Source organism: Amycolatopsis aidingensis (assembly GCF_018885265.1).
GTDB classification, from domain to species: domain Bacteria; phylum Actinomycetota; class Actinomycetes; order Mycobacteriales; family Pseudonocardiaceae; genus Amycolatopsis; species Amycolatopsis aidingensis.
This window is the reverse complement of record NZ_CP076538.1, coordinates 1,165,135-1,189,304: the sequence shown is the minus strand read 5'-3', so window position 1 is coordinate 1,189,304 and position 24,170 is coordinate 1,165,135. Positions and strand designations below refer to the sequence as shown.

22 protein-coding genes are annotated in these 24,170 nt (G+C 70.2%); 2 read left to right on the top strand and 20 right to left on the bottom strand.

Translation table 11 applies throughout. The features are described 5' to 3' along the window. The first annotated feature begins 24 nt into the window (after window positions 1-24). On the top strand, window positions 25-1,275 hold the full coding sequence (locus KOI47_RS05785; protein ID WP_216214607.1) for an HNH endonuclease signature motif containing protein: 1,251 nt from the start codon (window positions 25-27) through the stop codon (window positions 1,273-1,275). Window positions 1,276-1,337: 62 nt separating this feature from the next. Here KOI47_RS05785 and KOI47_RS05780 read toward each other — a convergent pair whose 3' ends face one another. From KOI47_RS05780 to KOI47_RS05715, 14 genes are all read right to left on the bottom strand, one after another. After that, complete coding sequence (locus tag KOI47_RS05780; RefSeq protein WP_216214604.1) at window positions 1,338-3,635, bottom strand: non-ribosomal peptide synthetase; 2,298 nt, start codon at window positions 3,633-3,635, stop codon at window positions 1,338-1,340. A 27-nt stretch (window positions 3,636-3,662) separates the two neighbouring features. Beyond that, window positions 3,663-4,748, bottom strand: coding sequence for a 3-deoxy-7-phosphoheptulonate synthase (locus tag KOI47_RS05775; RefSeq protein ID WP_216214602.1), 1,086 nt, complete (start codon window positions 4,746-4,748; stop codon window positions 3,663-3,665). 23 nt (window positions 4,749-4,771) lie between these two features. Continuing rightward, the gene (locus KOI47_RS05770) at window positions 4,772-5,797 is read right to left on the bottom strand and encodes a ketoacyl-ACP synthase III family protein (protein ID WP_216214600.1); all 1,026 of its coding nucleotides are present in this window, start codon (window positions 5,795-5,797) and stop codon (window positions 4,772-4,774) included. Beyond that, complete coding sequence (locus tag KOI47_RS05765; RefSeq protein WP_216214598.1) at window positions 5,794-6,261, bottom strand: type II toxin-antitoxin system RatA family toxin; 468 nt, start codon at window positions 6,259-6,261, stop codon at window positions 5,794-5,796. Before KOI47_RS05765 ends, KOI47_RS05770 begins: the two co-directional genes overlap by 4 nt. Window positions 6,262-6,278: 17 nt before the next feature. Then, window positions 6,279-7,850, bottom strand: coding sequence for an aldehyde dehydrogenase family protein (locus tag KOI47_RS05760; protein ID WP_216214596.1), 1,572 nt, complete (start codon window positions 7,848-7,850; stop codon window positions 6,279-6,281). 170 nt (window positions 7,851-8,020) lie between these two features. Continuing rightward, on the bottom strand, window positions 8,021-8,857 hold the full coding sequence (locus KOI47_RS05755; protein ID WP_216214595.1) for an arylamine N-acetyltransferase family protein: 837 nt from the start codon (window positions 8,855-8,857) through the stop codon (window positions 8,021-8,023). A 38-nt stretch (window positions 8,858-8,895) separates the two neighbouring features. Beyond that, the gene (locus KOI47_RS05750) at window positions 8,896-9,918 is read right to left on the bottom strand and encodes a methyltransferase (RefSeq protein ID WP_216214592.1); all 1,023 of its coding nucleotides are present in this window, start codon (window positions 9,916-9,918) and stop codon (window positions 8,896-8,898) included. 29 nt (window positions 9,919-9,947) lie between these two features. Next, the gene (locus KOI47_RS05745) at window positions 9,948-11,255 is read right to left on the bottom strand and encodes an AMP-binding protein (protein WP_216214590.1); all 1,308 of its coding nucleotides are present in this window, start codon (window positions 11,253-11,255) and stop codon (window positions 9,948-9,950) included. Next, complete coding sequence (locus tag KOI47_RS05740; RefSeq protein WP_216214588.1) at window positions 11,255-11,836, bottom strand: YdeI/OmpD-associated family protein; 582 nt, start codon at window positions 11,834-11,836, stop codon at window positions 11,255-11,257. Before KOI47_RS05740 ends, KOI47_RS05745 begins: the two co-directional genes overlap by 1 nt. Beyond that, window positions 11,836-13,743, bottom strand: a complete 1,908-nt coding sequence (locus tag KOI47_RS05735) for an anthranilate synthase family protein (RefSeq protein ID WP_216214586.1) — start codon at window positions 13,741-13,743, stop codon at window positions 11,836-11,838. Before KOI47_RS05735 ends, KOI47_RS05740 begins: the two co-directional genes overlap by 1 nt. Continuing rightward, complete coding sequence (locus KOI47_RS05730; RefSeq protein ID WP_216214585.1) at window positions 13,740-14,387, bottom strand: isochorismatase family protein; 648 nt, start codon at window positions 14,385-14,387, stop codon at window positions 13,740-13,742. Before KOI47_RS05730 ends, KOI47_RS05735 begins: the two co-directional genes overlap by 4 nt. A gap of 43 nt (window positions 14,388-14,430) precedes the next feature. Next, a complete protein-coding gene (locus KOI47_RS05725) occupies window positions 14,431-15,201 on the bottom strand; it encodes a 2,3-dihydro-2,3-dihydroxybenzoate dehydrogenase (RefSeq protein WP_216214584.1) in 771 nt (256 codons plus the stop codon). Continuing rightward, on the bottom strand, window positions 15,201-16,688 hold the full coding sequence (locus KOI47_RS05720) for an amidohydrolase family protein (protein ID WP_216214583.1): 1,488 nt from the start codon (window positions 16,686-16,688) through the stop codon (window positions 15,201-15,203). The genes KOI47_RS05725 and KOI47_RS05720 overlap by 1 nt, the downstream gene beginning before the upstream one ends. A 53-nt stretch (window positions 16,689-16,741) precedes the next feature. Then, window positions 16,742-16,963 (bottom strand): hypothetical protein, encoded by a 222-nt coding sequence (locus tag KOI47_RS05715; RefSeq protein WP_216214582.1) that lies wholly within the window; start codon window positions 16,961-16,963, stop codon window positions 16,742-16,744. Between the two features lie 162 nt (window positions 16,964-17,125). Here KOI47_RS05715 and KOI47_RS35400 point away from each other — a divergent pair, with 162 nt between their 5' ends. Beyond that, window positions 17,126-17,710, top strand: coding sequence for a CGNR zinc finger domain-containing protein (locus KOI47_RS35400; RefSeq protein WP_232376562.1), 585 nt, complete (start codon window positions 17,126-17,128; stop codon window positions 17,708-17,710). Here KOI47_RS35400 and KOI47_RS05705 read toward each other — a convergent pair. Genes KOI47_RS05705 through KOI47_RS05680 form a run of 6 tightly spaced genes read right to left on the bottom strand, consistent with a single transcriptional unit; the run spans window position 17,707 to window position 24,170 of the window. Then, a complete protein-coding gene (locus KOI47_RS05705) occupies window positions 17,707-18,852 on the bottom strand; it encodes an acyl-CoA dehydrogenase family protein (protein WP_216214581.1) in 1,146 nt (381 codons plus the stop codon). The genes KOI47_RS35400 and KOI47_RS05705 overlap by 4 nt on opposite strands. Then, entirely contained in the window at window positions 18,830-20,440 is a 1,611-nt protein-coding gene (locus KOI47_RS05700; protein ID WP_216214579.1) for an AMP-binding protein, read from the bottom strand. Before KOI47_RS05700 ends, KOI47_RS05705 begins: the two co-directional genes overlap by 23 nt. An 11-nt stretch (window positions 20,441-20,451) precedes the next feature. Next, window positions 20,452-21,399 carry a transketolase family protein gene (locus tag KOI47_RS05695; protein ID WP_216214577.1) on the bottom strand — a complete coding sequence of 316 codons (948 nt, stop codon included), beginning with the start codon at window positions 21,397-21,399 and terminating at the stop codon, window positions 20,452-20,454. Further along, entirely contained in the window at window positions 21,396-22,262 is an 867-nt protein-coding gene (locus KOI47_RS05690) for a transketolase (protein ID WP_232376561.1), read from the bottom strand. The genes KOI47_RS05695 and KOI47_RS05690 overlap by 4 nt, the downstream gene beginning before the upstream one ends. Before the next feature lie 22 nt (window positions 22,263-22,284). After that, window positions 22,285-23,310 carry an N-acetyl-gamma-glutamyl-phosphate reductase gene (gene argC / locus KOI47_RS05685; protein WP_216214575.1) on the bottom strand — a complete coding sequence of 342 codons (1,026 nt, stop codon included), beginning with the start codon at window positions 23,308-23,310 and terminating at the stop codon, window positions 22,285-22,287. After that, window positions 23,307-24,170, bottom strand: coding sequence for a RimK family alpha-L-glutamate ligase (locus KOI47_RS05680; protein ID WP_216214572.1), 864 nt, complete (start codon window positions 24,168-24,170; stop codon window positions 23,307-23,309). Before KOI47_RS05680 ends, argC begins: the two co-directional genes overlap by 4 nt.

The window sequence follows — 24,170 nt, the reverse complement described above, 5'->3', positions numbered from 1 at the left end:
TCGATACCGCGGTAATCTGGGGTTGTGACCAGGACTTTCGGCATCGACACCTCCCGCATGAGCGAGGAGGAACTCCTGACCGCGCTGGGTGACCTCGAACAGCAGCGGCGAGTTCTGTATGCCCGGGAGCTGGCGGTCCTGGCCGAACTCGACGGCCGCGGCACCGCCAGCCAGCAGGGCTACCGCGACCTGCCGACCTTGACCCGGGAGATCCTGCGGATCAACCCGTATGACGCCCGCCAGCGCGTGGCCCACGCCCGGGCGGTCGTGCGGCGGCACGGCCCGGGCGGCATACCTTTGGAACCCGACCTGCCCGAAGTCGGCGCGGCCGCGGCCGAAGGCGCGATCGGGCCGGAACACATCGAGACCATCCGCGCCACCATCACCCGCTTCCCCCAGCCGGTCAGCCTCCCCGACCGCGAGCATGCCGAAGCACTGTTGACCAAGGCGGCGCGGGAGTACGAACCCCACACCGTCACCACCCTGGGCCGGGAGATCCTGGCCCGCCTGGATCAAGACGGGAATCCACCGAGCGAGGAGGAACTGGCCCGGCCGGAACGCTCCCTGGACTGGCGACAAACCCGCGGCGGACGACTCCGCGGCACCTTCGACCTGGACGCCGAAACCGCGGCGGTACTGACCGGGCTGATCGAACCCCGCGCCAAACCCGCCAGCACCACAGACGAACCCGACCGCCGGAGCAAGTACCAACGCCAGGGCGACGCGTTCGCCGACGTGCTGCGCGTCGCGGCCGGATGCCCCGAAGAAGGACCCACCGAGACCGGGGAACCCTTCACCGTCATGGTGACCATCACCCTCGACGACCTCAAACACGGCACCGGATACGGGCTACTACACGGACAGGAGTCCTACTCCGCCGCCCAAATCCGCCGCATGGCCTGCGACTCCTACCTCGTGCCCGCCGTCCTGGGCAGCACAGGCGAGATCCTCGACATCGGACAACGCACCCGCACCGTACCCCTGGCCATCCGCAGAGCCTTGATCCTGCGCGACCGCGGATGCACCTTCCCCGGCTGCCGCAGAAAACCCAAACAATGCCAAGCCCACCACGTCATCCCCTGGGCCCTCGGAGGACCCACAGCCCTACACAACCTCACCCTGCTGTGCTGGTACCACCACAACCTCATCCACCACACCGACTGGTCGATGCGCATACGCAACGGGTTGCCAGAGTTCATCCCACCCGCGTTCCTGGACCCCGAGCGAAGACCCAGACGCAACCTCCTCCACCGCCAAGGAAAGGGGATCACATGAAGCCGAGACGGTGCTTGCCTTCCCGGCTGGCCGATCCTGGCCGGGAAGGCAAGCGGACCCGGTCACGCGGCAAGCGCTTGCTGCACCAGCGCCGCCATCCGTTCCACGCTCGGCTCGTCGAACAGGTCCCCGAGTTCGAGCTCGATGGAATAGCGATCCCGCAGTTCCTCCGTCAGCCTGGCCGCGCGCAACGAGTCGCCGCCCAGCTCGAAGAAGTTGTCCAGGATGCCGACGCCGTCCACCTCGAGCTCGGACTGCCACAGGTCGCGCAGGGTTCGCTCGATGTCGGTGCGCGGCTCCTGGTACGGGGTGTCGACCTCCGGGCGCGAGCGCGGTGGTTCGGGCAGTGCGGCGCGGTCGATCTTGCCGTTGGTCGAGGTCGGGAACACGCCGACCACATAGGAACCGGGCACCATGAAGGAGGGCAGCCGCTGCTGCACCGCGCGCCGGATGTCCGGTACCGCGGGCACCAGCCCGGGGCTCGGCTCCAGGTAGGCCACCAGCTGGGTGTCCCCGTAGCTGTCCGGATGCGCCAGCACTGCGGCCTGCCGGACGCCGGGCTGCCCGGTCAGCACGACCTCGATCTCGCCGAGGTGCACGGTGTTGCCGCGCACCTTGATCTGGTTGTCGGTGCGCCCGATGAGCTCGATGCTGCCGTCCGGCCAGTACCGCGCCATATCGCCGGTGCGGTACAGCACCGGGCTGCGGCCGGGGTCGATCGGGTTGGCGATCCAGCGCTGCTCGGTCAGCTCAGCCCGGTTCAGATACCCGGCCGAAAGCCCGTCCCCGGATACGCACAGTTCGCCGACGACGCCGGGTGGCACCGGCCGCAGGGAGTCGTCCAGCACATAGGTCTTGACGTTCGCGATCGGCCTGCCGATCGGGGGCAGCCGCAGGGCCCGCCCCCGCTCCCCGAGTTCGGCACCGAGCGAGGTGATATCGCAGCCCGCCACCGTGGTGGCCTCCGTGGAGCCGTACAGGTTGATCAGCCGGAACGGCAGCCCGGACGGCGGCCAGGACTGGATCCGCTCCCCGCACACCCGGATGTTGCGCAACGGGGTGTCCGCAGGCCAGTCCAGCCCCCACAGTCGCTCCGCCATCGGCTTCATCAACAGGGTGCTGTCGATCCGGTTGGCAAGCAGCCACTCCTGCAACCGCTGCGGCGAGGCGACCACGGAGATCTCCGGGATGTGCACCGTGGCGCCCGCCGCGAGCACCGGGAAGCACTCGACCTGGATCATCCCGTAACCGGGGGCGGCCAACCAGGTTCCGTTGGACTCGCCGGTCAGCTCGCACAGGGCCCGCATACTGTGGATCAGGTTGCGGCAGGAGCCGTAGCGCGCCAGCACCCCCTTGGGCGTACCGGTCGACCCGGAGGTGTAGCCGATGTGGATGATGTCGTCGGCGGTCACCGGTTCGGCTTCGAAGGTCGTCGGCTCGGTGCGCCAGTCGCTGCCGTCAAGGGAGATCACCTTGCTCACGCCGTCCACAACGGACTCATGTGCTCGCATGGTGAGCACGGCGGTCGCATCGGCGTCGGTGAGCATGAACCGCAGCCGGTCGGCTGGGAAGTCCGGGTCCATCAGGATCACGCCGACCGCCAGTTTGAAACAGGCCAGCTGCGCGATCAGGGCCTCGGACCCGCGCGGGAAGCAGACACCGACCCGGTCCCGGGGGCGCACCCCGAGTTTCACCAGCCGGTGCGCCAACTGGTTGGCCGCCTGGTCCAGCTCCCGGTAGGTCACCTGGGAGCCGGGCAGGGCCACCGCGACCGCGTCCGGGGTTTTGCGGGCGTACTCCGCGACCAGCTCGTGCAGGAACGGCTCCGGGATGGCCTCGTCGTTGGCGTTCCACTCGAACAGGGCCCGCCGGGTCTCCGCGGCGTCCAGCAGGGCGATATCGCGCAGCGGCACCTCCTGGTCCCCTGGCAGCGCGTGCAGGATCCGCTCGAGGTGCCGGGCGTACTGGGCTGCGGCCTCGGCGGACAGCTCCGCCGGTGCCGTGCACAGCTGCCACTCCGCATCCGCGGAAAGCACGAGGGTCAGCGCCGCCGGAGCCACCGGGGGCATCGCCCCGGCCGGGAGTACAACCCCGTGGCCGTCCGGTTCCGCCGCTGGCGGAGCCGCGGCGACCTCCGCCAGCAGTTCGCCCACCGTGGTGTCCCCGGACACCAGCGGCTGGCGGTCGCCGACGACCGGCCGGGACTGCCCGGTGTAGCGGTGGATCAGTGCCGCCAGTGCGGCCACCGCGAACCGCTCGGGCTGCCGCCGGGCCCCTTCCGGGACGGTAATGGTGTTTCGCTGTGGCTCGCCGGTCCGCGGTCCGGAGAGCGACCGGGCGAGTGGAAGTGTGCTAGCCACCGGAATCAATCCTCTCGGTTCGGTTTTCTAGCTGACCAGCGACAGGTGTGCCGGGGCCGACCGCCTGGTCGCGACCGCGTCCGCGAGCTCGGAGATCATGTGCACGGTGTCACCCCAGCCCACACAGGCGTCGGTGATGCTCTGCCCGTAGGACAGTTGGTCCGCGCGCCGCAGGTCCTGCCTGCCCGCGGCGAGGAAGCTCTCCAGCATCACGCCGGTGATGCCGTTCTCCCCCTCGCCGATGCGCCCGGCCAGGTCCGCGACCACATGCGGCTGCCGGTTGTGGTCCTTGCCGCTGTTGCCGTGGCTCGCGTCGATGAAAAGGCTGCGCCGCAGGTTCGCGGCTTCCAGCAGGTCCAGGGTTTTCGCCACGTGCATCGCTCCGTAGTTCGGGCCCGCGCTGCTGCCGCGCAGGACGATGTGACAGTCAGGGTTACCGCTCGTGGTGAGGACCGCGGCGACGCCCTCGTCGTCGATACCGGGGAACACATGCCCGGAACCGGCCGCCACGATCGCGTCGATCGCGTCCTCGACGCTGCCGGTCGTGGAGTTCTTGATCCCCACCGGCATGCTGAGCCCGCTGGCGAACTGCCGGTGCACCTGGCTCTGCACGGTGCGCGCACCGATCGAGGCCCAGGAAACCGTGTCGGAGAGGTACCTTGGCACGGCGGGGTCAAGGAACTCGCAGCCGACCGGCAGCCCGATCTCCAGAATGCGTACCATCAGGCTGCGAGCCAGCCGCAGTCCACTGTGGACATCGTGCGAGCCGTCCAGCCCCGGGTCGCTGACCAGGCCCTTCCAGCCCAGCCGGGTGCGCGGCTTCTCCACGTACACCCGCATCACGACCAGCAGCTGGTCGGAGACCTCCTGCGCGAGGTGGGCCAGCCGCTCGGCGTAGTTCAGGGCGGCGTCGGGGTCGTGCACGGAGCACGGTCCGGTGACGACGACGAGCCGGTCGTCCTCACCCGCGTTGATCATGGTGATGTCGTGCCGGGTGGCCTCGACCATCTGCTGCGCGGCGAGCGGGACCGGGATCTCGTCCCGGAGCTGCGCCGGCGTGGGCAGCGGGTCGACCCCCGTGACGCGAAAGTTCGCGGTCCGGACGGTGTGCATGGATGTTCCTTCCTGTGGAGTGGTCAGCCGCGCGACGCCGCGAGCACCGCCGCGGAGAAGGTGAAGCCCATACCGGTGCCGATCAGGAGCACCGTGGCTCCCGGTTCGAGCAGGTCGGCGGAGATCAGGTGGTTCAGCGCGAAGAGCCCGTCGCCCGCGCCGAGGTGGCCGATGCTGAGCCCCAGGTCCAGCAGTGTGTTGCGCGGGGTGACTCCGGACGGCCGGACGAAGGCCTCCCGGTACAGCATCCGCCCGACGAACGGGGGCACGAACCAGTCGACCTCCTCGGTGGACAGCCCGGCCTCGGCCAGCGCACGGGCGACCACGCTACGCGTACGTTCGGCGCTGCGCTGCTGCACGTCTCGCAGCGAAACCTCACCCCTGGCGAGGAACTCCCTGGTGCGGCGCCGGGCGTCCGGCGGCTCACCCGAAGGAGCCGACCGGAACTTCTCCTCACCCTTGGACAGTCCACCGAGGACGGTGTCGGTCTCGGACACGCAGGAGAGCAGGCGCAGCCTGCCCCCGCCACGGGTGACCACCGCGGCCGCTCCCCCGTCTCCGAAGACCATGCCGGGCGAGGCGTAGTACCGGTCCGTTGGCGGGGCGAAGCGGTCGGCAACCGTGAGCAACGCGGCCGGCACCCCGGGCTGGGCGGTGAGCGTGTTCGCGGCCACCGCCAGCGAGGCAAGGGAACCATTCGACCAGGCCTGCACGGTGGTCGGCAGGCAGCCGAGCTGGGTGCCCAGCAGCTCACCGCCGATCCAGGAGGCGGCGGACCACATGTCGATTCCCTGGAAGCTGGCGCAGCCGTGCAGCACCTGGGCATCCGGCCCGACCTCGATCCCGAGCTCGGCGGCCTCCTTGAGCGCCTGCCTGCCCGCGGTCACCGCCATCTCCGGCGGGGCCTCCGCTGACTGGGAGACGGTCACCATGCCCGTGCTGTCCGCCGCGATGCGCTCGTAGGCGCCGTCGGCGACGGCCTGCTCGATCGGCACCAGCTCGCCATACGTACCGCCGGTTCCGGCGATCCAGACGTCCTCGAACCTCATTGCCCCGGTCCCCTTCCCTTGTTCGGGTCCCGCAGGAAATGCCGCCCCTCGGTGACCTCGACCTCGGCGATACCGGTCAGGATCTGGTGCGCGCCGCGCAGCAGCACCCTGCCCACCGCCGAGTCGATCGCCCCCGCCAGATGCGGAACGCTGGTGCGGTAGCTGACCTCGAACGCGACCTCGCAGCCGTCCGCGGTGTCGGTGCCGGACCATGAGCCACGCAGCGTCTGGAAGTCGCCGGTCACCTGCTCGAACTCGATCCGGCCCGGAGTGACCTGGTTGCGCTGCACCCACTCGGCGGTGCCGCCGCGGAAGGCCAGCACCCAGTTACGCAGCCCGTCCTCGCCTGCCGAGACGGACAGCACATCGGTGGCGAGTTCGGGGAAGGAAAGGTCATCGCCGAGCCGCCCGAAGAGTTCGGCCGTGCTGCACCGCGCGGTGGCCTTCAACGTGCGAGTAGTCATCGTGTTTCGCTCCCTCGTCACTGCGCCGGGCGGACGATGCTGGCGCCCTGCAGGCGCGAGGTCCGCAACATGAAGTAGTTCGCCTCGCCGAATACGCCGCCGGTGAGGCCGGGGCCGCCCTGGTTGGGCAGGAACGGGAGGAAGCCGGTGTGCTGGTCGTTGATCATCAAGGTGCCACCGTTGACCACGCCGGCCAGAAAACGGTCGATCATCGCGGAGTCCCGGACGAACACCGAGTTGCGCAGGCCGTAGCCGTTGCTGTTGACGAAGGCCAGCACCTGCTCGAACAGCTCCTCGTCCCCGGTATCGGTCGTCGGCACGATGACCGGCAGCAGGGGGAAGAAGGTCTCGTCCCGGACCACCGACAGCGAGCGTGCGCCGTCAAGGCCGTCCACCCGGATGATCGCGGGCTCGATGAAGAACCCGGTGTCCGACGGCGTGCCGTCCACCTCGAGGCGGCGGCCGCCGTGCACCAGGGTCGCGCCCTTGGCCAGCGCCTCGCCGAGGCAGCCCTCGAACCAGTCGGCGCCGAGCACCGGGGTGAGCACCACTCCCGGCTCGTCCGGATACCCCGGCTGAATCTTCTGCGTGGCCACCACCAGCTTGGCGAGCAGTTCCTCGGCGATCGCCGGGTGCACGATCACCTGGTTCGGCACGTTGCAGATCTGGCCGGAGTTGGCGAAGAACGCGGTCAGCGACTCCACCGCGAGGTCCAGGTCCGCGTCCCGCCACACCACGCAGCAGTCGTTGCCTGCCAGCTCAAGGATCGGCTTCTTCCCTGCGGCGATGCACTTGCGCTCGAATTCCAGGCCCATCTTGCTGCCGCCGTAGAAGACGATGTCGTTCACATGCGGGCTTTCCAGCCACTGGTCGAGCATCGGTGCGCCGCAGAAGGCGTTCAGCGTTCCTGGCGGCGCGCCGGCTTCTTCCAGCACCGGCGCGACGACCTCGCGCATGGTGTACATGCAGCTGAGCGCGACGCCGCGGGGCGCGCGGACCACCGCGGTGTTCCCGGAAAGCAGCGCGGTGATACCGGCCAGCGCGTTCGGCGTGGCCGCGTTCTGCGGCGGGTTGATGCACACCACGCCGTCCGGCACCCGCCGTACGGTCCGCGTGCGCGCCCCGTCGGTCCGGGTGATCTCCAGCTGCGCGGCGCAGAACTCCAGGGTCTCCCTGCTCCACCCGGTGTGCGGGATGCCCTTGATCATGCCCTCGGCCATGGATACCGGCATGCCCTCGGCCACCAGGATCTCCACCAGGGGGTCCCCGTGCTCGATCAGCGACTGCGAGATGCGGTGACCGATCTCGATCCGCTCGGCCAGCGGGCGGCGCGCCCACTCCGGGGCGGCCTTGGCCGCCGACTCCAGCGCCAGGTCCGCCATCCGCTCGTCCGCCACCGCACACGCGCCGACGACGGCATCCCCCGCCGATTCCAGGTCGATGATTCCCTGGTCCAGATCCTGCTTGAGCCGGAGGCTGGGAAAGGTGTTCTCGAGAATGGCCCGCGTGCTGACGGTATGGACGAACTGTCCATTGTCGCCGGTGACGTCCTTGCCACCGATGTAGGCGGGATAGACCCTGGGTTTCACGTTGTTCCCTCCGCCGCGCCTTCCTGTTACCAACAACGAGACTATGCCAGTAACAAGGGTCGAACAACGCTCCCGCGATAAGGGTTCCTTCTCGTTGAATTAGCGGTGCGAACACAATTCGGGGCCGCCCGGGCAAAAAGCTCGAAGCGGCCCCGAAGAAGCCTGTTGTTTCAGAACCAGGCCGGCATCCGCGCGTCCGTTTTGTTCGGCAACCGGTCCACCGGCAGTCCGAACAGCGTGCGGTAGGTGTCCAGCACATCGGCATCGGTGAGCTCGCGCTTGGCCCGGCCACCCCGCGCGTCGGTGACGGTCAGCACCCGCCCGCTCAGCGTGACCCGCCCGCCGTCCGCGGTGAGCCGGGAACACAGCGGCGCCCGCACGTACGGCGAGTCCGGTGCCGTGCGGGTCCACCAGTAGGTCCCTGCGAACTCCCCGAGCTCCCGGGCCCGCTGGTCGAGCCGGTAAATCGGCACACCGGCACGCAGTACGTCCAGGTCGCCGTCCCCTGCCTCGGCCAGCCGGAACCGGCCGCCGGGTTCGGCCTGCTCACCCCGGTCGTCCAGGGCCAGCGGGTAGTGGCTGTGCTTGCCGAAGCCGACATCGGCCAGCCAGCGCGAGCCGTCCGCGGCCTCGACCCGCAGCGCCACATGGCTGTACGGCAACGCCAGCCGCCGCCTGCCGAGGAACACCCGCGCGGCCAGCAGTTCCACCCGGTAACCAAGGCCCGCCAGCAGCGCGGCGAAGGCCCCGTTCAGCTCGTAGCACATCCCGCCCCGGTTCCCCGGCACGATCCACTCGAACAGCCAGCGCTGGTCGAGCCGCACGTCCTGGTCGAGGTGGATGGCGAGGTTGTTGTACGGCACCGTGACCAGATGCCGCCGATGCAGTTCGCGCAGCGAGCCGGCATCCGCGGCCACCGGCCGCTCGGCACCGATCCGGCGCAGGTAGGAGTCCACCTCGGCGTGGTCAAGGACGGGGCGCACCTCGGCCGTGATCAGGGTCTGCATCGGCTACCGACCTTTCTCGTGCGTACAGCGGCCCGCGGTCACACCGGGACCGCTTCGATCAGGCTGAACCTGGCGGGCGGCAGCGGGGTGACGTCGGCGAGCTCGAACCCGGACCCGGCGAACAACCTTGCGAACTCCGCGCCGGTGCGCTCCTGCCCGCCAAGGTTGACCAGCATGTTGAGATCGCTCAGGTAGGCCAGCGCGGACTCGCCAGGCTCGACGACCTCCGGCAGCACCGGCTCCACCACCAGCAGCCGCCCGTGCTCCGGGATGACCGCGCGAATGTTGTCCAGAATGGACGCACTACGCGCGTCATCCCAGTCGTGCAGGATGCTCTTCAGCAGATACAGCTCGGCGCCTGCGGGAACCGCGGCAAAGAAGTCACCGGACTGCCGCTCACACCGCCGCGGCAGCCGCGCCTGCGCGATGCCCTCCGGGGTGTCGAAGAGAATGCCGCGCAGCCGGGGGTGTTCGGCCAGGATCGCGGAAAGCAGCGTGCCGTTGCCGCCACCGATATCGGCGAGGGTGCCGTAGCGCCCGAAGTCGAAGGCCGATGGCAGCACCCGCGCGGCGATCCGCGCGCTCTGCCGCATGGCGGTGTTGAACTGCTCGGACAGCTGCCCGTCCTGGCCGAGGTGCCGGAAGAAGTCGGTGCCGAACACCCGGTCGAACACGGTGCTTCCGGCACGCACCGCCTCGTCCAGCAACCGCCAGGCGTCCAGCATCGCCGGGTGCGTTGTCATACCGACGAAGGAGTGCATCGAGTCCTCGTGGTCGGTGCGCAGCAAGGAACCCGCTCCGGTGAGCCGGAAGACCCCCGCCTCGGTCTCGGTTAGCAGCTCCAGCGCGGCCATCGCGCGCAACAGCCGCAGCAGCGCGCCCGGATGGCAGCCCAGTGCCCCGGCCAGCTCGCTGGCCGGCACCGGTTCGCTGCCGATCAGGTCGGCGAGGCCGAGGCTCGCCGCGGCGCCGACGACCCTGGTCGCCATATGCCCGCAGACCAGCTGGGCGATCCGGTCGCGATCCTGGGGCGAGGCCTGCACGCTGACGGGTACTGACATTGCCGTTCCTCCGTGTCCGATACCGGGAGTCAGTTGTAGAGCGAGGCCTGGTTCCAGTCCTCGTCCGCGCCCCAGAGGGTGCGCGGCTTCACGATGTCCCGTGGCTTGCTCAGCACCTCGGGTGGCAGCAGGCTTCCCGGCGGCATCGGGACGACCTCGCAGGGCACCGCAAGCTCGCGGGTGATCGCCGCGGTGAGCTCGTCGCGCGCCGCCGCCGCATGCTCCTCTGCGACCTCGATCTCCACCCTGAGCACGGCGGGTTCGGCCCTGGCCCGCCAGAACAACACGCCGTAGCCACTTGGCAGGCTGAACACCAGCTCCTCCAGCCCATGCTGGGTGACCTTCCGGTCGCCCACCGGAAAACCGGCCGAGGCCCGGCCGAGCACCCGCACCGACGGCAGCTGCCAGCCACACGGGCAGTCCGCATAGGACACTTCGACGTCGTCCTCGAGGTTGTACCGCAGCAACGGCATCGCCTCGCGGTACAGCGGGGTCACCACCAGCTGGCCGTTACCCTCGGCGCTCAGCCGCCCGGTCCGCGGGTCGTACACCTCGAACAGGGCCCGGTCCGCCCACAGGTGCATCCGGCCGTGCGCGCATTCCCCTGCCAGGGTGCCGGTCTCGGTGGAGCCGTACTCCTCGACCACGGGCACGCCCCAGATCTCGCCGAGCCGCTTGCGCCGGGCCGCCGACAGCGGCTCCCCTGCCACAAACAATGCCCGCAACGATGGGAAGTCCGTGCCGGGATCCAGCCCGGCCGCCCTGGCCGCGGCCGCCCACACCAGCGGTTCGGTGGGGATCGACCAGGTGAGGGTGACACCGAGGTTGTGCAGCGCGCGGATGAACCGCGGGTACGGCATCGCCAGCGAGCGGTAGTCCGCGGGAACCACCATGGCGCCCCGCAGCCGGGCCGCGGCCTGGGCGAGGTGCCCGGTGATCATCAGGGCGTACGGGGTCCGCACCAGCAGGGTGTCCCGCGCGGTGAGCCCGACCCATTTACGGGCATAGCGCTCGGCGAGGTCGACCCAGTCCCGTTCGGTGTAGTACGAGGGGGTGGACTGCCCGACGGTACCGCTGGACTCGTGGTAGGTGGCCAGCTCGGCGCGGTCCACGGCCAGCATTCCGAACGGGTACGCGTCCCGCAGGTCCTGTTTGGTCACCAGCGGCAGCGATTCCAGGTCCGCCGCGGTCAGTGGCGGCAGCCCGGAGCCGAACCGCGCCCGGTAGAAGGGGGCACGCGCGGCCCACGCCAGTACCTGCGGGACCTGCTTTGCCTGCAGGTCGCGCAGCTCGTCGAGGCTGGACCAGTCCCCGATCTGCGGTAGTACGCGCTGCATCACTTCTCCTTGGGGTGGGGCGGCTGTCCGGCCGCGAGCCGTTCGACATAACCGGCGATCTTGCGGGCCCTGGTCTCCGCCTTCTTCACGGTCTGCAGGCTGTGCAACAGCTGGTACCTTGCTCCGGCGCCGAGTTCGGCGAAGGCCGCGCCGGCCGCGGGGTTCGCGGCCAGCGCCACCTGCAGCTCCTCGGGGACCTGTGCCCTGCTCGGCGAGTCGTACGCGGCCGCCCACCTGCCGTCGGACTTGGCCAGCTCGATCTGGTCCAGCCCGGCCTGGCGCATCCGGCCCTCGCGGATCAGCCGTTCCACCTTGACCCGGTTGATCTTCGACCACTTGCTGCGCCGGCCACGCGGGGTGAACCGCTGCGCCCACCAGCCTTCCGGGGTGGTCTGCGAGGTGGCCTTGCCGTCGATCCAGCCGAAGCACAGCGCCACGTCAAGGGCCTGCCCCCTGGTGATCGACGGAACCTCGGTGCCGATCTTGGGCAGGGCCACCCAGATCTCGTCCGTGCTCCGGTGGTGGGTTTCCAGCCAGTCCTCGAACTCGGCGATCGAGGTGAACGTGTGAGCGGGACTCATCAAGCCGCCAGAGCTCCCTTCGCGTCCAGCAGACCACCGAGGACCTCACCGAGGACCTCGATGCCGTTGCGGGTCAGCACCGACTCGGGATGGAACTGCACCGAGACGAAACCGGGCCCGCGTAGAGCATGCACCTCGCCGCTGGATTCCTGGCTGAATACCTCGACCACGCCCGCGCGGCCGGTGCACGGGATCCGGTCGGTCGCGCTCACCGCGGTGAAGGTGTTGTAGAAGCCCACCAGTTCGGCCCGCCCGAAGAGGTCGACCTTGCGCTGCACGCCCTGGTTGGGCACCTCCTTGCGGCGCAGTTCCAGCCCGAGCAGCGCGCTGAGCACCTGGTGCCCGAGGCAGACGGCGAGGAAGGGGGTGCCGTCAGCGAGCAGCTGCCGGGTGAACGACCGGATCCGGGAGATCTTGGCGTCCTCGTGCGCGCTGGGATCGCCGGGACCCGGCCCCACGATGACCAGGTCGTACCCGGTCGGCGAGAAGTCCTCGTGGTACTGCCTGACCACGACCTCGGCCCCGAGCGCGACCAGCACGTGCTTGATCATCGAGGTGAACATGTCCTCGTTGTCGATCACCAGCACGCCGCGGCCCGCCAGGTCAGAGCGCTGCCGCACCCGCTCCCGCGGATCCGCCAGCCAGAAGTCGGCGAGCGGCACGTTGCGCTCGGCCAGTGCCCTGCGCACGCCGAGATGGGTACTGAGGTCGGGTACCGCGGCGGGCGCCACCGCGCCGTTGCCGTGCAGGGCCGCCAGCAGCCCGGCCGCCTTCGCCCTGGTCTCCTCGGCCTCGGACAGCGGATCGGAGTCGCGGACCAGGGTGGCGCCGACCGCGATCCGCATCCGGCCGGTGGCTTCGATGTCCGCGGTGCGGATGAGGATCGCGGAGTCAAGGGCCTGGCGGCCCGACCCGTCCCTGCCGAGCAGGGCCACCACCCCGGCGTAGTACTGCCTGCCTTCCGGTTCGAACCTGCTGATCACCCGGCAGGCGCTTTCCAGCGGGCCGCCGGTGACCGTGGGCGCGAACATGGTCTCCCGCAGGATGTCCCTGGCATCCAGCGAGCTGTGCCCCTCGATCAGGTACTCGGTGTGCGCGATCCGGGCCAGTTGCTTGAGGTACGGGCCGAGCGCGCGGGCACCGAGGTCACAGACCCTGCCCATCATCTTCAGTTCCTCGTCCAGCACCATGTACAGCTCGTTCGCTTCCTTGGTGTCGGCGAGGAACCGCAACAGCCCACCGGGTTCCAGCCCCTCGGCAGGGTAGCGGTAGGTGCCGCTGATCGGGTTCATCACCGCGGTGCCGCCGTCCAGGCTGACGTGCCGCTCGGGGGATGCGCCGACGAAGGTGCGGGTGCCGGTGTGGATGACGAAGGTCCAGTAGGCCCCGGCCGCCTGGCCGAGCAGGCGGCGGAAGAAGGAAAGGGCGGTGCGCGCCGACCAGTTGGTGATCTCGGCCGAGAAGGAGCGCTTGAGCACGAAGTTGGCCCCGGCACCCTGGCCGATCTCCTCGGTGACCACCCTGCGCACGAGCTCGGCGTACTCCGCGTCGGCCAGGTCGAACCCGCCTTCGGTCAGCTCGATCGGCCCGTCCGGAAGCTGGTCCAGCACCTCGGCGATGGGCAGCACGGCCTGGTCGGTCACGGTCATCGTGAGCAGCCCGGCGCCGTCGTCAGGGGCCGCGAAGCCGCGTTCGGCGATCTGCCGGAACGGCAGCAGGGCCAGCACCTCGTGCCGGTCCCGGCCGCCGTCGGCCGCCAGCGGGATATCGGCGATCCGGTCCACCTCGGCCGTCTCCCCGAAGATCAGGTCCACCCGGTGCGCGCCCGCCGCCACCGGGCGGTGCAGCAGGGCGAACGGCGGGGTCCGCGGCGCCAGGATGCGTTCAAGCCATTCCGGAGTGGTCATCGAGCGCCTCCGTCCAACATGGCCAGTGCGGACCGGGTGGACACCGTCACCGAACACCGGGAGGCGGCGTAGTCCAGTGCCAGCCGGTGGTGGTCCGAGGAGAAGTCGGCCACGGCGTCGGCAACCAGGAAGGTCTCGATATCGTGCGAGAAGCCCTCATGCGCGGTCATCAGGATGCCGACATGCGCGTACACCCCGCAGATCACCAGCTGGTCCCGCCCCTGCGCGCGCATCAGCTCGAGCAGGTCGGTCCGGCAGAACGCGCTGGGCCGCCATTTGGTGAGCACCAGGTCCGCGGTGTCCGGGCTCAGCTGCTCGATGATCTGCCGGTGCGCGGGATCGGTACTCATTCCCTGGCCCCAGAAATCCTTGAGCAGGCCGCGTTGCTGGTCGGTCATCCCGCCGGGCTGCGCGGTGTAGGCCACCGGGACCCCCTGCCGCGCGCACTCCGCGCGCAGCGCGACGATGTTCCTGACCAGCTCGCGCATCGGTTCCTGCTCCGGCTGGAAGGGTCGCAGGAAGTAGTTCTGCATATCGTGCACGAGCAACAACGCCCGCCGCGGACTGATCGTCCACGGTGCGATGTTCTCGGGTAGCTCGTGTTCGGCCGGCATCGCGTACGGCTCGATCACGGGGATGGCCATCGTGACTCCCTTTTCTCGGCTGTTGTGGGGATTCGGCCGGGGCTCAGCGGCCCAGCCCGGCACCGCCGTCGACGGTGAGGTCGTGCAGGGTGATGTGCGCCGCGCGCTCGGAGAGCAGGAACAGCACCGCATCGGCGATGTCCTCCGGGGTCGCCAGCTTCCGCAGCGGGATGCCCACCCGGTAGCTGGCAGGCATGCCCTCGATGGTCGCCCGCAGCGCGTCCGCGTCGGTGTACAGCGAGGCGATCATCGGGGTCTCGGTGGTGCCTGGGGCGACCACATTGCACCGGATACCGTGCTCGGCCAGCTCGAGGCCGAGCGATTTGGTGAAGCTGGCCGCCGCCGCCTTGGAGGCGGCGTACGCGGCCATGCCATGACGCGGGAGCGTGGCGGCGTTGGAGGCCACGGTGACGATCGCGCCCTCCCGGCGCGGGATCATCCGCAGGGCCACCGCCCTGCTGACCTGGAAGACCCCGGTGGTGTTGACCGCGAAGGTGGTGTTCCACTCGTGTTCGGAGCACTCGGTCACCGGGCCCGGTCGCAGCACCCCGGCGGCGTTCACCAGGTACCGCAGCGGTCCCAGCTCCCGCTCGGCCGCGTCGACCGCGGCATCCACCGACGCGGCGGTGGACACATCGGCGGCGAAGGCCCGCACCCGGTGGCCCTCGGCGACCAGCGCCTTGACCCGCAACTGCAGTGCCTCGGCGTCCACGTCCACCGCGGCGACCGCCGCGCCCTCGGCGGCCAGCGCGCGTACCACCGCCGCGCCGATTCCGCCCGCCGCCCCGGTGACCAGGGCCGTCTTCCCCAGCATCAGTCACTCCTCACTGCTCGTCGTGCCCTTCGGATATGGGTGCCGACCAGATCGGGATCGACCCCGAGGCAGCGCACCGAGAATGCGGCCAGCGCCTCCAGGTAGCCGGTTTCGACCTCGCGCTCGTCGAAGCAGGTCGGCCTGCCGCCCTCCACCAGCACCCGGCCCGCGACCAGCACCGTGTCGACGTCCATCGAGCCACCGAGCGCGAGGAACCCCTCCAGCGGCCGCGGGTTGAGCAGGTAACGCCAGTCCGTCGCCGGGACCAGCAGCAGGTCCGCCTGCTTGCCGACCTCGAGGCTGCCGATCTCGGCCGCCCAGTCCAGGCCACGGGCCGGAATGCGGGTGGCCATGGCCAGCGCGTCGGAGGGACGTACCTCGGTGGGGTCGGCGGACATCTCGTTGAAGGCCTGCCAGACCGCCCGCATCGCCTCGGCCATCCCGCCGACCGGCATCGGCGCCCCGTCGGTGGATAGGGAAAGGTCCAGGCCGCGGCGCCGGAACTCCGGCATGGCGCCGGTCTCGGTCAGGGTGGACTCCCCCGCGGGCCCGTACTTGGCGGGCGAGAAGTTGATGTGGGCGTTCGCCTCGACGAGCAGCTTGCGCTCGTCCTCGTCGGCGAAGGCGCAGTGCACAGCCATGAACCGGGGCGAAAGCAGGCCGAGCTCGGCGAACCGGCGTACCGGGGTGGCGCCGTAGTAGGTGCGCATCACCTCGACCTCGTTGCGCAGTGCCCCGAGATGCGTCGCGAACGGGACGTCGTAGCGGGCCACCAGCCCGGCGAACCCGGCGCCGAGCTCGTCAGTCATGTTCACCCCGTAGACCGAGGTCGGCCGGGCCCGCACCAGCCCGCCGGGGTCGGCGGCACAGTCCTGGAGCAGGGTCTCGATCCGGGCCAGCACCAGCTCGGCATCCCTGGTCCGGCGGAACCGGGTCTCGCCGGGGGCGCAGACGGCGTCACTGGCCCAGGTGCTGACCATCAGGCGCATGCCAAGCTCCCGCGCGGCGGCGGTGAGTGCCTCCGGCCGGTTGAACGAGCCGACGTCGCCGAGCGTGGTCACCCCGGAGCGCAGCTGAGTCCACATCGAGTACTTCGCGATGGCCGCGGCCTCGTCCGGGCCGAGCAGGTCGATCCGGTCGTAGAACGAGTCGAACATCATCGAGATCTGCTGGATGTCACCGCCCAGCGCCATGAACGCGGGCCGGTCCTCCCGGTCGCTCGGGTCGCGCAGCGTCCCCTTGAACGGGAACCGGGTGGCGAACATGTCGTGCCAGTGCGGGTTCACGAACCCTGGCAGGATCAGCTTCCCGGCCGCCTCGATCGTGCGGGGCCGTTCGGTCAGCGCCGCCTCCACCTCGGCCGTGCCGCCGACCGCGGTGATCCGGCCGTCCTCGACGAGCACGGCACCGTCCGGAATCACCCGCTCCCGCTCGTCCGCCGGGTACAGGTAACCGCCCCTGATCAGCAGGGGGCCCGAGGAATTCATCTGCACAGCATCCTCTCCATTGTTACCGGCCATATTTATTTGGCGGCAACGCTTCACGCCGCATTTCCGGCGGCGGTCACCAACAGGAACGCATGCCGGCGGGCCAGCCTCGCCTGCCGCAGCGCACCGGCCGAGTCATGCCCTTCGGCGGCGGCAATGCACTCGAACAGGTCGGCTTTGCGCTCGTACCAAGCGGCCACCACCGTGGGCGGCGCGTCAAGGCAGGGGCGGTTGAGAGTCAGTTCACCGAACTCGCGAAGAATGTGGTAGTTCATCGGTCGCCCCTTTGGCGCGGTGCCCGAAGCACTCCGTGTGTTACTAGCTATAATTTATGACTGGTAACATCGCGGAGCAAGTGAAAGCCGGTAAGCGGTTCTTATCGGCCCGGCGGGCCGCCGTGATACCAGCAAACGGATTTCGCCGGTAAGATGCCGAGGATGAAAGGGCAACCGGGAAACAGGGCGGAGGCACCAGGACGGCTCGCGCTGGTGCAGTCCTTCGTCAACAGCGTGAACGTCGAGTTCGGACCGGACGAGTTCGCCACCACGGCGGGAATGCGCCGCTGGCTGGAACGCAACGAGCTGGTGCGCGGGCCGGTCGAGCCGGACGAGCTGGACCGGCGGGACGCCATCGCGCTGCGCGAGGCGCTGCGCGCGCTGCTGCGCGAGAACAACGGCGGGCCCGCGGATCCGCGGGCCCGCCGCACGGTGCAGCACATCGCGCGGAACTGCCCGATGGTGGTGCACTTCGCCGAGGAGAAGGGAGAGCCCGCGCTCGGCCCCGCGCAGCCGGATGTGCGCGGGGCACTGGGCACGGTGCTCGCCGAGCTGATGGGCGCCGTGCACGACGGCTCCTGGCAGCGCCTCAAGGCCTGCCAGGAGCATCGTTGTGAATGGGTTTTCTACGACCGGTCACGTAACCGCGCCAGCCGGTGGTGTTCCATGTCGGTCTGCGGCGCCCGCGCCAAGATGCGCGTGTACCGCGAGGGCAAGCGGGCCGGAACAACCGGCGCGGAACGCTAGGGCGCGTTCTCCTTACCCAGCAGGTGCCTGGCGACCACGAGCTTGGTCGCCCCCGCGGTGCCGTCCGCGAGCTGGAGCCCGATCACGTCCCGCAGCCGCTGGGCGATCGGCCCGTCCTCGGACCAGCCGAGATGACCCAGGGTCAGCAGGGCCTGGTGCACGGCCTCCATCGCCACCTTCGGTGCCCACCATTTGGCCATATTGGACGGAATGCGCGGGTCCAGCCCGTTGTCGGCCTTGCACAGGGCTTCGTAGGCGAGCAGCCGCGCCCCGCGCAGCAGGGTCGCGTACTCGACCAGCGGGAACGAGACCGACTGGTAACGGCCGATCGGCTGGCCGAAGGCCTCCCTGCTGCCGGCATGCGCGATGGCCTCTTCGATCGCCGCGTTGCCGACCGCGATCGCCATCAGCGCGATCAGCGCCCGCGAGAAGGCGAACCCGCGCATCACCTCGACGAACCCGGCACCCGGCTTGCCGACCACGGCCTCGGGGCCCACCCGCAGCCCATCGAACACCAGCCTGCCCCTGCCGCCGGCCCGGCAGCCGAGGTCGCTCAGACGCTCCCGGCTCACCGCCGGCGAGTCGAGGTCCACATAGAACGCCGTGATGCCGTGTGCCCCCTGGCCACCGGTGCGCGCGAAGACCAGGGCATGCGTGGCGTAGGCGGTGGACATGATGGAGGTCTTCTCGCCGTTCAGTACCCAGCCGTCCCCTTCCGGGGTGGCGCGCATCTGGATCCCCGCGGCGTCGGTGCCGTGCTCGGCCTCGGTCAGGCAGACCGCGACGATCGCCGTACCGCTCGCGATCGGCGGCAGCCAGCCGGACAGTTGCTCCGGCGTGCCATTGCCTGCCAGCACCCCGGCCACCAGTGCCGCGTTCAGCACCGGGAAGCACACCGTCAGGTCCGCGGCTGCCAGCTCCTCCAGCGCGATGCCCGCACTCGCCGCGTCCAGCTCGAGGCCGCCATAGGCCGCGGGGACGCGCAGGCCGAACAGGCCTGCGGCGGCCAGCTCGGGAAGCAGGCCAGGCCGGTAGCTGCCCCGCGCGTCGTTCTCCTTGCGGTACGGGGCGATGTGCTCGGCCGCGAACTCGCCGACCCGTTTGGCCAGCGCCTGCTGCTCAGCCGTGTACTCGAAGTCCATCTTCTCTCCCTTTACGCGGCTGCGCGCAACCCTCCCGAAGCCGGTCGCGCAGCACGGTTTTCCGGATCTTTCCCGAGGGGGTCCTCGGCAGTTCGGGCACGATCTCCACCCGCTCGGGCCAGTACTGCTTGACCATGCCCAGCCCGTCCAGGTGAGTGCGCAGGTCGTCAAGGCTGAGCGGTTCGCCGGTGGTCACCAGCACCGCGCAGGCGCGTTCGCCGAGGCGCTGGTCCGGGTAGCCCACCACGGCAACGTCCTTGATCGCGGCATGCCGCACCAGCGCGGCCTCCACCTCCACCGCCGGGATGTTCTCCGCCCCGCGGATGATCAGGTCCTTGACCCGCCCGGTGATCCGGATACCGCCGTGGCCGTCGTCCCTTGCCAGGTCGCCGGTGTCGAACCAGCCGTCCTCGGTCAGCGAGCTCGCGTACACCCGCGCGCGCCGGAAGTAGCCGAGGCACTGCGCCGCGCCGCGTACCTGCAGGTTGCCCCCTGGCCGGATGCGGACCTCCATGCCGGGCACGGCGGTGCCGTCGCTCTCGGCGGCGCGCAGCGGCGGGTCCTCGGGCCGGGTGATGGTCACGCAGCCGTTCTCGGTCATCCCCCACAGCGCGTACAGCCGGCAGCCGAGTACGTCGCGGGCCTGCTCCACGAAGGTCGGCGCGATCGGCGCGCTGCCGGTGGCGAAGGTGTGCAGCGCGCCGAGGTCACGCGGGTCCTCCCGCTGCGCCGCGATCAGGTCGGCGAGGAAGGTGGGCGCGCCCATGAAGAAGGTGACCCGCCGCTCCTCCAGGATGCGCAGCATGGCCCGCGGGTCCCAGGACTCCACCTGCACCGCCGTGGCGCCGAGCAGCAGGGGCATCACGAAGTTCCAGGTGTAGCCCGCCTGATGCGAGGTCGGTGAGCCCATCGCGGTCACCTCGTCCGGCCCCAGGTGCAGCACCTCGGCCTGGGCCTTGTTCATCGCGTACAGGGTGTTGTGACTGTGCAGCACACCCTTCGGCTCGCCGGTGGTGCCGGAGGTGAACATGACCTGGGCCGCGTCGTCGGGAGCGGCCTCCAGCGCGTCGAGGTCCACCGGTGGCGGCTCGTGCTCCAGCAGGTCCCGGTCGAAGTCCAGTGCTCCTGGTCCGCCGCCGAGCAGCACCCGGTGTTCCAGCGTCGGCACCGCCGCCGCGACCTGAGCGCTCATCTCGGCGTAGTCGAAACCCCGGAACTCGGCCGCCGCGATGTACACCCGGCTCTCGGTGAGCCTGGTCATGTGCTCGATCTCCCTGCGGCGCAGGATCGGCACGGCAGGCCCGGCGATCGCGCCGATCCGCGCGCAGGCGAGGCAGAGCGCGACGAACTGCCAGGAGTTCGGCAGTTGCAGGGTGACGACCTCACCCGGCCGCACTCCCAGCCGCACCAGGTTGGCCGCCAGCCGGTCCACCCTGGCCAGCAGGTCTACATAGGACACCACAGCCACGGTTCCGTTCTGGTAGCACACCAGCGCGGGTTTGTCCGGGGTCGCCGCGGCCGCGCGCCGCAGATCGTCCATGATGGTCTCGTCCCGCCACCAGCCCGCGGCGCGATAGGCGTCGTTCATCGCAGGTCCCTTCATGCCTTGTCCAGGGCCAGCCGGGCACGATCGGCCACGGCCGCGCCGGTGATGCCGGCCTGTTCGAGCAGGTATCGTTGCCCGCCGGAGACGGGCACGAACGCGTCCGGCATCGCCACCCTGTGCACCAGCACCGGCAGCAGCCCGGTGAGGCTTTCCGCGACCGCCGCGCCGAAACCACCCGCATGCCAGTGCTCCTCGACGGTGACCACGGTGCCGGTCCGGCTGGCCGCGGCCGCCAGCGCGGGCGTGTCCAGCGGCTTGACCGTGTGCACATGCAGTACCCCGGCCTCGATCCCGTCCCGGCCGAGCAGTTCCGCGGCCTCCAGCGCGGCCAGCACCGGGTACGCCCCGCAGGCGGCCAGCGTGATGTCGGCGCCCTCGCGCAGCACCTGTGCCCTGCCGAGCTCGATCGGCGGCCCCGCCGGCAGGTCGGGGGTGGCGCCTCGGCCGAGCCGCAGGTACACCGGCCCCGGCAGCGCCATCGCCTGCCGGATCAGCTCATCGGCCGAGGCGGCGTCGGCAGGGACCACGACGGTCATGTTCGGCAGGGCGCGCATCGCGGCCAGGTCCTCCAGCGCGTGATGCGTGGGGCCGAGATGGCCCGCGGACACCCCGGAGTGGGTCGCCGCGATGCGCACCGGCAGGTTGCTCAGCGCGATATCGATCTTGACGGCCTCCACCGCGCGGGACGCCGCGAAGGCGGCCATGGTGTTCACGAAGGGGACCCGCCCCTGCTTGGCAAGGCCGGCCGCGGCCCCCATCAGGGTGTGCTCGGCGATCCCGATGTTCAGGTAGCGGTCGGCCGCGGTACCCCAGTCGACCCCGTTGAACAGGCCGGTGTCGCTGTCCAGGCAGACCAGTCGCTGGTCGGCTGGCAGCAGTTCGGTGACGATGTCGCGGTACACGTCCCGCGAGGACGGCGGTGCGCTGGCCGGGGTCGTCATCGGCGTGCCTTCCGTACCGAGGCGCGCAGCGCGGCAAGCGCCTGGCGGTGCTGCCGCTCGCCCAGCCGGGCGTAGTGGCTGCGCGGCTGGCCCTCCACGAAGGGCAGGCCCTTCCCCTTCACGGTGTGCGCGATGAGCACGGTCGGCGTGCCCGGATCCGGTGGCGCGGTCAGCACCTCGGTCAGCTCGTCCACGTCGTGCCCGTCCACCTCGTGCACCCGCCAGCCGAAGGCACGCCACCGGTCAGCCAGCGGTTCCAGGTTGCACACCTCGTCGGTCTCGCCGGTGATCTGCAGCCGGTTGCGGTCGACGATGGCGACCAGCCCGTCCAGCCGCTGGCTGGCGGCGACCGCGGCGGCCTCCCACACCGAACCTTCCTGCAACTCGCCGTCGCCGAGGACCACGAAGGTGCGGCGCGGGGCCTGCTCCAGCCTGGCCGCGAGCGCGCAGCCGATCCCGATGGCGAGGCCGTGCCCGAGGGAACCGGACGGCATTTCCACCCCGGGCACCTCGGGATGTGGGTGAGCCATGAAATGGCTGCCCTCTCGCCCGTAGTCGGCCAGCTCGCGCTCGGGGAAGAAGCCGGCCTCGCACAGGGTCGCGTACAGCCCTATCCCGCCATGTCCCTTACTGAGCAGCAGGATGTCCCGCTCGGGAAGGCCGGGGAAACGCGGATCGACGAACATCACCCGGAAGTACAGGGTCGCCAGGATCTCGACCAGGGACATCGAGCCGCCAACGTGGCCGCCCTCCGGACCCGCGCACATGTTGACGATGTGCTCGCGGATCCGGTGCGTGATCGGGGCCAGTTCGAGGTGCGGACTGCCCGGTGGACTGCTCGGCAGCGTGAACATGCTGCTCATGACTCCGTTTCCTTTCGCTGGGTCAGTTCGGGTGCAAACCGGTGAACTCGAGCCCGGCCCGCTCGTTGCGGCCGAACCGCACGTTCATGCACTGCACCGCGTTCCCTGCTCCGCCCTTGACCAGGTTGTCCAGCGCGGCGATGACGGTGACCTGCGGCGAGCCCCGCTCAAGCGCGAACCCGACATCGCAGAAGTTCGAGCCGGAAAGGATCTTCGCGTCCGGGAACCGGTGCATGCCGCGCCGCTGGGCGACCACCCGAACGAACGGCTCCTCGCCGTACCGCTTGCGGTAGGTGGACCGGATGGCCCGCTCGTCCACGCCATCGGCCAGCCAGGCCCGGCAGACCAGCTGCACCCCGCGCACCGCCTCGATCCCGGTGGCGGTCATCCGGATCGGCAGCCCGGTGGCCTGCGCGATCTCCGCCTCGTGCCGGTGCCGGGTCGGCGCGAACACCCGCAGGGCGCCGCTGCGCTCGGCGTGCAGGTTCTCCGTCCCGGCCTTCGCGCCCGAGCCGCTGGAGCCCGTGCGGGCGTCCACCGCGACCTCACCGGTGATCAGGCCGGCCTCGGCCAGCGGCACCAGCGACAGCATCCCGGCGCTGGCCATGCATCCCGGCACGCTGATCCGGTCGGCCGTGCGCAGTCGTTCCCTGTGCAGCTCCGGCAGGCCGGTCACGAAGGTCTCGAGCAGTTCGGGGGCCTGGTGTGCCAGCCCGTAGTAGTCCGCGAAGGTATCCGGGTCGCGCAGCCGGAAGTCCCCGGAAAGGTCGATCACCGTGTCCGCCATGGCGAGGAACTCCGGCATCCGGGACATCGTCTCCCGATGCGGGGTGGCAAGGAACAGCACGTCGTAGCGATCGAGCTCCTCCTCCGGGCTGAACACCAGCCTGGTCCGGCCCCGCAGGTTCGGATGCACCCCGTCGATCTGCCGCCCGTGCAGGGAGCGGGAGGTGGCCGCCGCGACCTCCACCTCGGGGTGGGAGACCAGAATGCGCAACAGCTCGCCGCCGATGTACCCGGCGGCGCCGACGACCGCGACCCTGATCATGCGGCTGCCCTCGCGATCAGCAGGGACGCGATGGCGTCGGCGACGTCCACCCTCGAGCCCTCGGCCTCCTGGAAGCCGCGGAACTCCACCTGGCCGTTGACCTCAAGCACGGTGACACGTCCTTCCTCGTCCTCGATGAGATCGACGCCCGCGATATCGGCGCCGACCGCGGCGGCAGCGGACACCGCCAGTTCGGCGTGCGCCGGGCTGAGTGGGCAGTGCTCGCTCACCGCACCCCGCGCCACGTTGGTGCGCCATTCCGTGCCACGGCGGTGCATCGCGCCGAGCGCGGTGCCGCCCACCACGACCACGCGGATGTCCCTGTCGGCCTTGGGCACCAGTTCCTGCACGTAGACAACGTGCGACTGCGGGGAAGGCAGCGCCGCGACGTACTCCAGTACCGCGGCGGCCATCGCCCGGTCACTCACCCTGGTGACCAGCCGGCCCCAGGAGCCGACCAGCGGCTTGATCACCGCTGGGTAGCCGATCTCCTCCAGTGCCTTGAGCGCCGCATCCGGCGTCATCGCCAGCGCGGTGGCAGGTGTCGGCAGCCCGGCATCGAGCAGGGCCGCCGAGGTGTGCCACTTGTCCCCGGTCACGTGGGTGGCGGCGGCGGTGTTCAGCACCGTCGCCCCCGCCGCTTCCAGCGCGCTGGCCGCATAGTAGGCACGGAAATGCCCGATCTCGCGGTTGAACACGAACGACGGCGCTTCCCGTTGCGCCGCACCGACGACAAACAATGACCGAGGATCCAGATACTCGAACTCGGCACCGCGTCGCTCCAGCGCGGCCATGATGTTTTTTTCCTCGTACCGAACCCGCGAGGCGAGAATGCCGAGACGAGGGGTCACCGAATCCAT

What these genes read in the sequence shown, in the direction of transcription:
- KOI47_RS05765 (WP_216214598.1), bottom strand. Translation starts at nt 6,261, where the DNA reads ATGACTACTCGCACGTTGAAGGCCACCGCGCGGTGCAGCACGGCCGAA.
- argC (WP_216214575.1), bottom strand. Translation starts at nt 23,310, where the DNA reads ATGATCAGGGTCGCGGTCGTCGGCGCCGCCGGGTACATCGGCGGCGAG.
- KOI47_RS05690 (WP_232376561.1), bottom strand. Translation starts at nt 22,262, where the DNA reads ATGAGCAGCATGTTCACGCTGCCGAGCAGTCCACCGGGCAGTCCGCAC.
- KOI47_RS05730 (WP_216214585.1), bottom strand. Translation starts at nt 14,387, where the DNA reads ATGGCCATCCCCGTGATCGAGCCGTACGCGATGCCGGCCGAACACGAG.
- KOI47_RS05680 (WP_216214572.1), bottom strand. Translation starts at nt 24,170, where the DNA reads ATGGATTCGGTGACCCCTCGTCTCGGCATTCTCGCCTCGCGGGTTCGG.
- KOI47_RS05735 (WP_216214586.1), bottom strand. Translation starts at nt 13,743, where the DNA reads ATGACCACTCCGGAATGGCTTGAACGCATCCTGGCGCCGCGGACCCCG.
- KOI47_RS05755 (WP_216214595.1), bottom strand. Translation starts at nt 8,857, where the DNA reads ATGCAGACCCTGATCACGGCCGAGGTGCGCCCCGTCCTTGACCACGCC.
- KOI47_RS05775 (WP_216214602.1), bottom strand. Translation starts at nt 4,748, where the DNA reads ATGCACACCGTCCGGACCGCGAACTTTCGCGTCACGGGGGTCGACCCG.
- KOI47_RS05740 (WP_216214588.1), bottom strand. Translation starts at nt 11,836, where the DNA reads ATGAGTCCCGCTCACACGTTCACCTCGATCGCCGAGTTCGAGGACTGG.
- KOI47_RS05750 (WP_216214592.1), bottom strand. Translation starts at nt 9,918, where the DNA reads ATGTCAGTACCCGTCAGCGTGCAGGCCTCGCCCCAGGATCGCGACCGG.
- KOI47_RS05695 (WP_216214577.1), bottom strand. Translation starts at nt 21,399, where the DNA reads ATGACGACCCCGGCCAGCGCACCGCCGTCCTCGCGGGACGTGTACCGC.
- KOI47_RS05745 (WP_216214590.1), bottom strand. Translation starts at nt 11,255, where the DNA reads ATGCAGCGCGTACTACCGCAGATCGGGGACTGGTCCAGCCTCGACGAG.
- KOI47_RS35400 (WP_232376562.1), top strand. Translation starts at nt 17,126, where the DNA reads ATGAAAGGGCAACCGGGAAACAGGGCGGAGGCACCAGGACGGCTCGCG.
- KOI47_RS05705 (WP_216214581.1), bottom strand. Translation starts at nt 18,852, where the DNA reads ATGGACTTCGAGTACACGGCTGAGCAGCAGGCGCTGGCCAAACGGGTC.
- KOI47_RS05770 (WP_216214600.1), bottom strand. Translation starts at nt 5,797, where the DNA reads ATGAGGTTCGAGGACGTCTGGATCGCCGGAACCGGCGGTACGTATGGC.
- KOI47_RS05720 (WP_216214583.1), bottom strand. Translation starts at nt 16,688, where the DNA reads ATGAATTCCTCGGGCCCCCTGCTGATCAGGGGCGGTTACCTGTACCCG.
- KOI47_RS05725 (WP_216214584.1), bottom strand. Translation starts at nt 15,201, where the DNA reads ATGCTGGGGAAGACGGCCCTGGTCACCGGGGCGGCGGGCGGAATCGGC.
- KOI47_RS05715 (WP_216214582.1), bottom strand. Translation starts at nt 16,963, where the DNA reads ATGAACTACCACATTCTTCGCGAGTTCGGTGAACTGACTCTCAACCGC.
- KOI47_RS05700 (WP_216214579.1), bottom strand. Translation starts at nt 20,440, where the DNA reads ATGAACGACGCCTATCGCGCCGCGGGCTGGTGGCGGGACGAGACCATC.